11 protein-coding genes are annotated in these 10,021 nt (G+C 63.6%); 6 read left to right on the forward strand and 5 right to left on the reverse strand.

The genetic code is table 11. The features are described 5' to 3' along the window. Positions 1–173: 173 nt before the first annotated feature. From P1U55_RS10920 to rsfS, 5 genes are all read right to left on the reverse strand, one after another. Positions 174–1,514 (reverse strand): S41 family peptidase, encoded by a 1,341-nt coding sequence (locus P1U55_RS10920; RefSeq protein ID WP_301047609.1) that lies wholly within the window; start codon positions 1,512–1,514, stop codon positions 174–176. Positions 1,515–1,518: 4 nt separating this feature from the next. Beyond that, complete coding sequence (locus P1U55_RS10925; protein WP_301047610.1) at positions 1,519–2,652, reverse strand: peptidase M23; 1,134 nt, start codon at positions 2,650–2,652, stop codon at positions 1,519–1,521. Next, positions 2,649–4,166, reverse strand: a complete 1,518-nt coding sequence (gene gpmI, locus P1U55_RS10930) for a 2,3-bisphosphoglycerate-independent phosphoglycerate mutase (protein WP_301047611.1) — start codon at positions 4,164–4,166, stop codon at positions 2,649–2,651. Before gpmI ends, P1U55_RS10925 begins: the two co-directional genes overlap by 4 nt. Positions 4,167–4,309: 143 nt before the next feature. After that, on the reverse strand, positions 4,310–4,780 hold the full coding sequence (gene rlmH, locus P1U55_RS10935) for a 23S rRNA (pseudouridine(1915)-N(3))-methyltransferase RlmH (protein ID WP_301047612.1): 471 nt from the start codon (positions 4,778–4,780) through the stop codon (positions 4,310–4,312). A 7-nt stretch (positions 4,781–4,787) separates the two neighbouring features. Next, positions 4,788–5,108: a ribosome silencing factor gene (gene rsfS, locus P1U55_RS10940; protein WP_301047613.1), complete on the reverse strand. Its 321-nt coding sequence runs from the start codon at positions 5,106–5,108 to the stop codon at positions 4,788–4,790. Positions 5,109–5,638: 530 nt separating this feature from the next. Here rsfS and P1U55_RS10945 point away from each other — a divergent pair. The 6 genes from P1U55_RS10945 to P1U55_RS10970 all read left to right on the forward strand — a co-directional run. After that, on the forward strand, positions 5,639–6,817 hold the full coding sequence (locus tag P1U55_RS10945) for a serine hydrolase (RefSeq protein WP_301047614.1): 1,179 nt from the start codon (positions 5,639–5,641) through the stop codon (positions 6,815–6,817). Beyond that, entirely contained in the window at positions 6,814–7,200 is a 387-nt protein-coding gene (locus P1U55_RS10950) for a DUF2237 domain-containing protein (protein WP_301047615.1), read from the forward strand. Before P1U55_RS10945 ends, P1U55_RS10950 begins: the two co-directional genes overlap by 4 nt. 224 nt (positions 7,201–7,424) lie before the next feature. Beyond that, positions 7,425–7,919, forward strand: coding sequence for an RNA polymerase sigma factor (locus P1U55_RS10955; RefSeq protein WP_301047616.1), 495 nt, complete (start codon positions 7,425–7,427; stop codon positions 7,917–7,919). After that, complete coding sequence (locus P1U55_RS10960) at positions 7,916–8,881, forward strand: zf-HC2 domain-containing protein (RefSeq protein WP_301047617.1); 966 nt, start codon at positions 7,916–7,918, stop codon at positions 8,879–8,881. The genes P1U55_RS10955 and P1U55_RS10960 overlap by 4 nt, the downstream gene beginning before the upstream one ends. 157 nt (positions 8,882–9,038) lie before the next feature. Beyond that, positions 9,039–9,584 (forward strand): PepSY domain-containing protein, encoded by a 546-nt coding sequence (locus P1U55_RS10965; RefSeq protein ID WP_301047618.1) that lies wholly within the window; start codon positions 9,039–9,041, stop codon positions 9,582–9,584. Between the two features lie 62 nt (positions 9,585–9,646). Continuing rightward, positions 9,647–10,021 (forward strand): hypothetical protein (locus P1U55_RS10970; protein ID WP_301047619.1); only part of this gene is annotated, 375 nt, incomplete at its 3' end.

Genomic DNA, 10,021 nt, shown 5'->3' on the forward strand with positions numbered 1-10,021 from the left:
CTCATGAAACATGCCGTAAGGCTGGCCGGGAAAATTGGCATGAGTTTGGCGGACGCAGGGCTTTTGAGGACCGGCACGGCGGGGGTGCGGCGGCGTGAGCGCAGCAAAAAGGGCGGCCCCCGGAGGCGCCGCCCTGAAAAAGTGCCCGGCTGTGCACGCCAGCCTGCGCAGGATTACTCCTGCACTTCGATGGCGTGCAGGCCTTTCAGCAGGTCGATCGCATAGGCGAGCTGGAAGTCTTCGTCGCGCAGTTTTGCGGCTTCCTCGGCGGCGGCGCGCTCTTCTTCGATCTGCTTGATCTCGTCTTCGGTCAGGCTGTCGTTGTTCAGCGAGCCGCGCAGATCAGCCTCGGTGCGGGAGGGGCGTGCGTTTTCTTCTTCCTCCTCCTCACCGGTGTCGGGGTGAACGACGGGTTGCTGCACCACGATGTCGGGCGAGACGCCGAGCGCCTGAATGGAGCGGCCCGAGGGGGTGTAATAGCGCGCGGTCGTCAGGCGCATGGCACCGTCGCTTTGCAGCGGCATCACGGTTTGCACCGAGCCTTTGCCAAAGCTCTTGGTGCCCACAACAATGGCGCGGCGGTGGTCCTGCAAGGCACCGGCAACGATTTCGGAGGCCGAAGCGGAGCCGCCGTTGATGAGCACGACGAGGGGTTTGCCCTCGGCCAGATCGCCCTCACCGGCGTTGTAGCGATCTCCGTCTGCCGGGTCGCGGCCACGGGTCGAAACGATTTCACCGGCGTTGAGGAAGGCGTCAGACACCTTGATCGCCTGCGTCAGCAGCCCGCCGGGGTTGTTGCGCAGGTCGAGCACGATACCGTTCACATTGTCCATGCCGCCCAGCTCCTCGACGGCCTCTTTGAGACCGGATTCGAGGTTGGGGTAGGTTTGGTCGTTGAAGGTGGTCACGCGCAGCACGACGGTGTCGCTTTCGGTGCGGGTGCGCACGGCGGTGAGCTTGATGGTGTCACGCACGATGGTCACGTCAAACGGCTCATCAACGCCTTCCCGCACCACGGTGATGATGATCTCCGAGCCGACCGGGCCGCGCATCAGATCAACCGCTTCATCAAGGTTGAGGCCAAGAACCGACTCGCCGTCAACATGGGTGATAAAGTCACCCGATTGCATCCCGGCTTCATCGGCGGGGGTGCCATCAATCGGCGATACGACCTTCACGAAGCCCTCTTCCTGGGTCACTTCGATGCCAAGGCCGCCAAACTCGCCACGGGTTTGCACCCGCATGTCAGCCGCCGCATCGGGCGAGAGGTAAGAGGAGTGCGGATCGAGCGAGGTGAGCATGCCGTTGATGGCCGCTTCGATCAGCTCCTTCTCGTCAACTTCCTCAACATATTGGGCACGGATGCGCTCGAAGATATCGCCAAACAGATCAAGCTGTTCGTAGATCGAGGCGTTGCGGTCGGTCTCTTGAGCAATGAGCGGCCCCGCGATCTGGGTGCTCATCAAGGCCCCCGCCAGAGTGCCGCCCAGTGCGGCCATCATGAATTTCTTCATACCATCATCCATCCTTTGTCGCGGCAAACCACTGGGTTGGGTCTACCGGGCTGTTGCCCTGTCTGAGTTCCATATAAAGCGTTTCGCTGCGCTCTGCACCCGCTTCCAGCGCCCCGCCCTGGGGAAATTCTCCGGCCCGCTCGCCAAGCCCGCCCATCAGGCCAAGGGGGGCACCGGCAGCGAGGATCTCGCCGGGTTCACCATAGACAGTTTCCATCCCCGCAATCACCAACAGAGTGTCGGGGGCGGGCTCAAGCACGATCACGTTTCCGTAGTCGAGCAAGGGGCCGGTGTAGCGCAGCGTGGCGGCGCTGGGCGATGTGACCAGAGCGCCGGGGTAGAGCGCCAGCAGCAGGCCGGGGCGGGCGACACCGGCGGCATCGGCCTCGTTATAGCCGCGGATCACGGTGGCCGGGGCGGGCAGCGGCAGGGCGCCGCGTGCGGCCTCAAAGCGCGCGCCCTGTGCCTCGATCCCCTCAAGCTGGCCAAGGCCGGCGGCAAAGGCGGTGAGAGTATCGGAGGTTTCGAGCAACTGGCGCAGGCGCTCGGGGTCTTCGGCGTAGCGCAGCGGCAGTTCGGTGCGCTCATCAATGGCACGGGTCAGCGCGAGGCGGGCCGCTTGTGCGCCTTCCAGCCCGACCCGGAGGTTTTGCTGAGCGTTTTCCTGTATGACCCGAAGCAAGGCGATCTCTTCGATCTCGTCGCGCAGGTCGGCTGCCTCTTTTTGCAGGCCAGGGGTGATTGCGGAGAGGGTCATCGCGGCGCGGGCGGTTCCGGCAGGGCCGGAAGGATGCAGCAGCAGCAGCGGCGCGGGCGACCGCTCCATGGTGGAGAGCGCGCCAAGCAGGCGGGCGACCTCTTCATCACGGGCTTCCAGCGCGGCTTGCCGGGCGGTTTCCCCGGCGGCGGCCTGGCGCAGCCCGGTGCGCATGGCCGAAAGCCCGGTTTCATAGGCGCGCACGGTGGCGGTGAGCGCCTCCACGCGGTCAGCGCGGGTTTCGGCATCATCCAGCGCGTTTGCCGCCTTTGCGAGCAGGTCGGCGGCGCGGGAGGAAATTTCGGCCGGGTCAACCGCCTGCGCGGTGAGCGGCGCACCGAGGGTCAGGGCGAGCAGGACGGTGGCAGCAGCGCGGATCAACGGAGCAGGCTCCGCCCGGTCATTTCCGCAGGTTGCTCCAGTTCCATCAGCTCCAGCAGGGTGGGGGCCAGATCGGCCAGCCGCCCATCGGCCAGGGTTTTGCCCTCGGGCGCGCCATAAACGATAACAGGCACCGGATTGAGGGTGTGGGCGGTGTGCACGCCGCCGGTTTTGGGATCAATCATCATGTCACAATTGCCATGATCGGCGGTGACGATCATGGCGCCGCCTGCCTTTTCGAGCGCATCAAGCGCCATGCCCAGCCCCTTATCAACTGCTTCGCAGGCCTTGACGGCGGCTTCGATCACCCCGGTGTGGCCAACCATATCGGGGTTGGCGTAGTTCACCACGATCAGATCATAGCCTTCCTCGATAGCCTCAACGAACTTTGCCGAAACCTCGGGCGCCGACATTTCGGGCTGAAGATCATAGGTGGCGACCTTGGGCGATTTGGGCATGAAACGGTCTTCGCCGATTTCCGGAGTTTCCTTGCCGCCGTTAAGGAAGAAGGTGACGTGCGGATACTTCTCGGTTTCGGCGAGGCGGAACTGTCGCAGCCCCTGTTTGGCCACCCATTCGCCCAGCGTATTCTTCAGATCACGCGGCGGGAAACAGGTCGTCATATAGTCGTTATGGCCTTCGGAGTATTCGACCATGCCAAGCAGCGCGGCCAGCGCCGGGCGGGGGCCGGTATCAAACTCTGCAAAGCCCGGCTCACCGATGGCGCGCAGGATTTCGCGGGCGCGATCGGCGCGGAAGTTCAGGAAAAACAGCCCGTCGCCGTCTTTCATGCCCTCGTAGCCCGAAAGCACGGTGGGCAGGATGAACTCATCGGTGGTGTCGGCGGCGTAGCTTTGGGCAATGGCCGCTTGGGCGGAATCGGCGCTTTCGCCCTTGGCGTTGACAATGGCCTGATAGGCCCTGGCAACGCGCTCCCAGCGGTTATCCCGGTCCATCGCGTAATACCGGCCCGAAACGGTGGCGATCTTGGCACCTTCGGGCAGCGCAGCCTCCAGGGTGGCGATCTGGCCTTCGGCGCTTTTGGGGGCAACATCGCGGCCATCGGTAAGGGCGTGAACCACCACCGGCACCCCGGCGCGCGCAACCTCGCGCACGGCGGCGGCGATGTGATCCTGGTGGCAGTGCACCCCACCGGGCGAGGCAAGGCCCGCCAGATGCGCGGTGCCGCCGGTTTCCTTGAGCGTGGCGATGAAATCAAGCAGCGCGGGGTTGCGGGCAAAGGAACCGTCTTCAATGGCAAGGTCGATCTGGCCAAGGTCCATCGCCACCACACGGCCCGCGCCGATATTGGTATGGCCCACCTCGGAATTGCCCATTTGGCCCTTGGGCAGGCCCACGTCGGGGCCATAGGTGATGAGCGTGGCATGCGGGCAGGTGGCCATCAGCCGGTCAAAGTTGGGGGTGTTGGCCAGCGCCGGGGCATTGCCCTCACGGGTTTTGCCCATGCCCCATCCATCGAGGATACAAAGAACAACGGGTTTCGGCGGCATCATGATCGCTCCCTTGGTGCTTGCGCCGTTCTTACCCCAGCGGCGGCGGCGGGGAAACGGGCTTGGCAAAGATTGGCCGGGTTTTGCTGGAAGAGCGCGGGATATGGCTGCGTTGGCCGGGGGGAGCGCAGCGCGGAGTGATGCGTTTAGACCCGGTGATAGGGCGTTCCGGCGAGAATCGCGGCAGCGCGGTAAAGCTGCTCAGAGAGCATGACACGAGCCAGCATATGCGGCCAGACCATCTTGCCGAAGGAAAGCTTGAGATCTGCCTCGGCCAGCAGCGACGGATCAAGCCCATCGGCCCCGCCAATCAAAAACACCGCCTCGCCCCGCCCCTCATCACGCCAAGCGCCCAGACGGTTGGCAAAGTCTGGCGAGGGCATGAGCTTGCCGCGCTCGTCCATCGCCACCACCACGGCCCCGGCGGGGATGGCACGGCGCAAAAGCTCGGCTTCCGCCGGTTTGCCGCCGCCTTTCTTGTCCTCCAGCTCAACCACCCTGGCCGGGCCAAGGCCCAGGCCGCGCCCGGTTTTCCCGGCGCGATCAAGGTAGTCGTCAATAAGCGATTTTTCCGAGCCGGCGCGCAGCCGCCCGATGGCGATGATCGTCAGCTTCAAAAGGGGGTCAGGCCTCTGCCGGGGAGGGCTGCCACATCTTCTCAAGCTGATAGAAATCGCGGACTTCGGGGCGGAAAACGTGCACAATCACGTCGCCTGTGTCGATCAGCACCCAATCGCCTGCATCTTTGCCTTCGACCTTGCACAAGCGGCCATGCTCGGCCTTCAGCTTGTCGACCAGCTTCTCGGAGATGGCGGAGACCTGGCGTGAGGAACGGCCAGAGCAGATCACCATGTAATCGGCCATGGCTGTCTTGCCGCGCAGATCCACGGTCACGATCTCTTCGGCCTTGTCATCTTCGAGGGAGGAAAGGATGTAAGCGAGCAAGGCTTCGCTGCCGAGTTCGCCGGTTCTTGCCCCTTTGCTTGGGGCGTTGCTGGCCGCGCCGGGTGCGGCGGCCTCCGCAGAGTGGGTCAGGACAGGGTCCTCCTAAGTGGTGCGCCTGCATCGCCCCGGCGCCGGGAATATCCCCAAGATAACACTCACACGGCTTTGCTTCAACGGGGCGCGCGCTATTGGCTGGACGCTTTGCCATGAGGGAGCACAGTTTCACCCATGAGGATGAATGCCGCGTGGCTCCATTGGCTTTGGGTCTATCGAGTTTCCGACCGTTTCCTTCGCCCCGCCGCCTAACCGGCGAACACGGCCGGGCCGCCGCGCCGCCCGGCGTTATCCGCCGCGATTGAACGCTGCCAAATAGAGCGCCTGCCGGCGCATTCCTTTAATTGTTTTGCCTCCGGCGGGGATATTTATGGAGCATTGAGAAACAAAACACCGCGCATCTCAACGCTCTTCAAATATCCCCGCCGGAGGCACAAAATCTTGCAACGGCGGCAGCCGCGTGTTGGGTTGCCCTTATGCGTGCTGCTTTCAAAGCTATCGGGTTTGCCCTTTTTCTGCTGCTCCTTGCCGGGGCGGGGTTTGCTTGGGTGAACCGCGAGGAAGTGGGGCGGCTTTGGGCGGTGCAAAAGCTGTTCTCGCCGGATCGGATTGTTTGGAATTTCACCCATATGAGCGAGCTGTTCTACGCTGTCCCGTTGGATCTTGGACGGCAGGACGTGGTGGGTGTGGTGCCCGAGGGCATGGCTGTTGATCTGCCACCGGGGGCCGAGGCGGTGATTGCTGAGCGGCAGGTCACCGGGATCATGGTGCTGAGTGACGGTGCGGTGAGCCATGAGAGCTATCATCTGGGCACCGGGCCAGAGGATTTGCGGATATCGTGGTCGGTTGCCAAGAGCTTCATGTCGGCATTGATTGGCATTTTGATTGGTGAGGGGGTGATCGAGAGCCTTGATGATCCGGTGACGCGCTATGCGCCATCGCTTCAAGGCACGGGGTATGATGGGGCCTCTGTGCGCGATGTGCTGTGGATGGCATCGGGCCTGGAATTTGACGAAACCTACTCGGACTTCTGGTCTGATATTAGCCGGATGGGGCGGGTGCTGGCGCTGGGTGGCTCGCTTGATCGGTTCACTCGATCGTTTGAGGCTACGGTCGCGCCGCCGGGGTCCGAGTGGCACTATGTGTCGATTGATACGCAGGTTTTGGGATTGGTGATCCGTGGCGCAACCGGGCAGCCGGTGGCCGAGGTTATGGCCGAGCGGTTGCTCGCGCCGATGGGCGTGGCCCCCGGCCCTTATTTGCTGACCGATGCGCATGGCACAGGCTTTGTGATGGGCGGGCTCAACCTGCGGCTGCGGGATTATGCGCTGTTTGGCCTGATGTTTCAGCAAGACGGGCGGTTGGGCGAACGGCGGCTTGTGCCGTGGGATTGGGTGGAGGAAAGCACCCGTCCCTCTGCCCCTACCGAGCCGGGTGCGCTGCGCTATGGGTATCATTGGTGGATGCCGCGTGATGGCGAGGGCGAGGCGCTCGCTTTTGGGATCTATGGGCAATATATCTATATCAACCGCGAGGCCCGCGTGGTGATCGCCGCCAGCGGGGCCGACCCAGATTTTCGCCGCCCCGAGGTAAGGGACGGGATGATCGACTGGTTTCGCGAGATCACACGCGCCAATCTGGAGGCCCGCGAATGACTGCTGTTGAAAAGGCTCCTTCCGTCAACGTGTTGGGCGGGCCGTTGCAGGCCTGCTCTGCTGATCCGGTGACCGGGTTTTTCAGGGATGGGGCGTGCAATACCTGCGCGGCGGATGCCGGATCGCACACGGTTTGCGCGGTGATGACGGCGGAGTTTCTGGCCTATTCGAAGTATCTGGGCAACGATCTGACAACCCCGATGCCGCAGTTTGATTTTCCGGGGCTGAAGCCGGGGGATCGCTGGTGCCTGTGTGCCTCACGGTTTTTGCAGGCTCATGCGGAGGGCTGCGCGCCGCAGGTATCGCTTGAGGCAACCCATGAGGCGGCGCTGGAGATTGTTCCGCTGGCGGTTCTGCGGGAAGCCGCGCTCAACAGGGGGTGACTTTTCAGCAGGTTACGGGAAATCCGCAAGAAACTCCAAGCGCGCGTGAGGTGGCCCATACCGGGCGGCGCGGCGCTGGCGATTGGCCCTGATCGCATTCTGTTCCTGCATGCGCCGGGGGCGATCAGGCTTGAGCGGTTGCACCTTTTGCGGCGGTCATGTTCAATCCGTCGCACAGGCCCGGCGAATGGGCAGAGCCATAGAGCCACCCGCAAGGAGCCGATGTGGAGCCGCAAGACAGCACCGGATTTCAGGAAGACCTTCTGGCCAGCCTCCCGCGCTTGCGGCGCTTTGCGCTGGCGTTGACGGGGCACCCTTTGGAGGCGGATGAGCTTGTGCAGATAACCTGCGAACGGGCGATCGCCAAAGCCGCCGAGTGGGATCAGGAGCAACCCTTGCTGCCGTGGCTTTACACCATGGCGCGCACTCTGCTGGCCGTCGAGCACCGCAAAGCGGCGCGCCGAGGCGCGGTGCCTGCCAACGAAGTGGTGGCGTTGCTCTCGCACATGGGGGGCGAAGAGGCGACGCGGGCCGCGCAACTCATTGCGCCGGTTCTGGGCTTGCCGGATGCCATGGCCTCGGTGGTCCTGCTGGTTTCGGTGGAAGGGCATAGCTACGCCGAGGCCGCCGAGATCCTTGGCATTCCGCAAAGCACCGTGATGTCGCGCATGGCAGCGGCGAGGGCAAAACTGCGGGCCCAATGGGAGGGCCTGGAATGACCTTGCAAGACCGTATCAGCGCCTGGCTTGATGGGGCTTTGCCGCCCGAGGAGGCTGCACGGCTGGAAGCCGAGGCCGCCGCCGATCCGACGCTCGCCGCCAAGATGCAGGCGGCGCAGGAGCGCGAAGAGGCGCTTTCAAAGGCGTTTGATACCCTGCTTGAAGCCCCTTTGCCGCCGGGGATCATGGCGGTGGTTTCTGGCTCCACCCAGCCGGGCACCCGCAATGAAGAGGCCTCGCCCACCGTGGCCGGGGCAATGGCGCAGGAAGGCCCTGCCGCGCCCGCGCCCGAAGTCACCGAAGCCGCGCCCTATCCGGCGCACCCCGGCGAGGCGGCTTTTGCCTCAAACCCGCCGGGCGGAACGGCACCGAGGGGCGAAATGCCGCCCGATTTCGCGGCGACCAACACCAATGGCCGCGCGTTTACCCCGGCGCTGATTGCCGCTGTGCTGGCGCTTTTAGTCGTTGGCGCGGGAGGCGGCGCGCTTTTCACCCGCGGTTTCCTTGCCAATGAAGAACTGGCCGATGGCCATGCAACGCGCGGCTGGATGGAGGAGATCGCCGATTATCACCGGGTTTACGCCCGCCAAACCGCGCATCTGGTGGAGGTTCCGGCCAGCGAAACCCCGCATATCGAGGCCTGGCTTGGGCGGGAAACCGGCGTGCCTCTCAACGTGCCGGATCTCAGCGCCCTGGGCTTCACCTTTCAGGGCGCGCGCCTGCTTGTGGCCGGGGGGCGGCCTGTGGCGCAGCTGCTTTACACCGATGCGGAGGGCGGGGTGATGGCGCTGTGCGGTCTGGCGCTGGAGGGCGGTGAGCCTTTGCCCGGCTTTACCGCCCAAAGCTTTGGCGATGATCTTGAGATGGTGCGCTGGAATCCCCCCGGTGCCGCATGGGTTACGGTGGGCAAGCCTGATATGGCGCTCGACGCGGTGGCGCGGGCGGCTGCCGACAATGTGTAAGCGCTTTTTGCGCGAAAAAGCGGGTGCGCACGGCCCTAACCTTGAGTTTAGGCGCGTTGGTCATGGGTTTATGGCCATGGCGCTAACCTTCTGGTCAATAGAGCGTGGGGTGCGGATCGGGCATGGGATGCGCATCGCAAACTTGAAAGGACATGCCATGAAGGTATTTTTGACCCTGACCTCTTCGACCGCGCTGATGGTGCTGACCGCCAGCCAGCTTCAAGCAGAAGTGTCGGCCCAATCACTGGCCGAGGCCTATGCTGCCAAGGGCTATACCGATATCGAGGTAAAATCAGGCCCCACGCAAGTGAAGGTGGAGGCCGTGAAAAACGGCAAGGAGCTGGAAATCGTCTATGATAAGGCGACCGGGGAGACCCTGAAGAAAGAGGTTGAGCGGGCAGACAAGGACAGCGGCCATGAGGGTGTGGAGTTTGCCAGCCAGGATGAGGATTTTGTCGGCGACGGATCGGATGACGACGACGACGAGGATGATGATTACGACGATGATCGTGACGACGCCGACGATGATCGTGACGACGCCGACGATGATCGTGACGACGCCGATGATGATCATGATGACGACGATCATGATGACGATGATGGCGACGACGATGACCATGGTGATCACGGCGATGACGACAGCGATGATGATGGTGATGACAGCGGCGATGATGATAATGACGATGGGGACGACGACGATTGATCTGCCCCGCCCAAAACAAAATGCCCCTGCCCGATGGGTGGGGGTAACCCCGTGAGGCCATGATGTTCTCTCTACTGCGCCTTTTGCTTGTTGTGGCCGCCCTTGGCCTGACCGTGCCTGCCGCCTCGGCGGCGCCGGTGAGCGAGACGGTGGTTTCGCAATTGCAGGAGCAGGGATTTACCAGGATCCGGGTGTCGCGAACCTTGTTGGGGCGCACCCGGATCGTGGCGATGAGCCCGCAGTTTCGCCGTGAGATCGTGCTGAACTCCACCACCGGCGAAATCCTGCGCGACTACTGGAAACAGATCGGCACGGCACCGGAAAGCGGCAATGCGCCCGCGCTCGTGGACCCGCGTTCGCCGCCTCCCGGCCATGATGATGGTGGGTCTGGTGGCCCCGGCGGCGACGATAATCACGATGATGATGGCGACGAAGAC

It is taken from the genome of Vannielia sp. (assembly GCF_029212645.1).
Lineage (GTDB): Bacteria > Pseudomonadota > Alphaproteobacteria > Rhodobacterales > Rhodobacteraceae > Vannielia.

Excerpts from the sequence above, each read along its gene's own strand:
- P1U55_RS10920 (WP_301047609.1), bottom strand. The coding sequence starts at position 1,514 with ATGAAGAAATTCATGATGGCCGCACTGGGCGGCACTCTGGCGGGGGCC.
- gpmI (WP_301047611.1), bottom strand. The coding sequence starts at position 4,166 with ATGATGCCGCCGAAACCCGTTGTTCTTTGTATCCTCGATGGATGGGGC.
- P1U55_RS10945 (WP_301047614.1), top strand. The coding sequence starts at position 5,639 with ATGCGTGCTGCTTTCAAAGCTATCGGGTTTGCCCTTTTTCTGCTGCTC.
- P1U55_RS10950 (WP_301047615.1), top strand. The coding sequence starts at position 6,814 with ATGACTGCTGTTGAAAAGGCTCCTTCCGTCAACGTGTTGGGCGGGCCG.
- P1U55_RS10960 (WP_301047617.1), top strand. The coding sequence starts at position 7,916 with ATGACCTTGCAAGACCGTATCAGCGCCTGGCTTGATGGGGCTTTGCCG.
- P1U55_RS10965 (WP_301047618.1), top strand. The coding sequence starts at position 9,039 with ATGAAGGTATTTTTGACCCTGACCTCTTCGACCGCGCTGATGGTGCTG.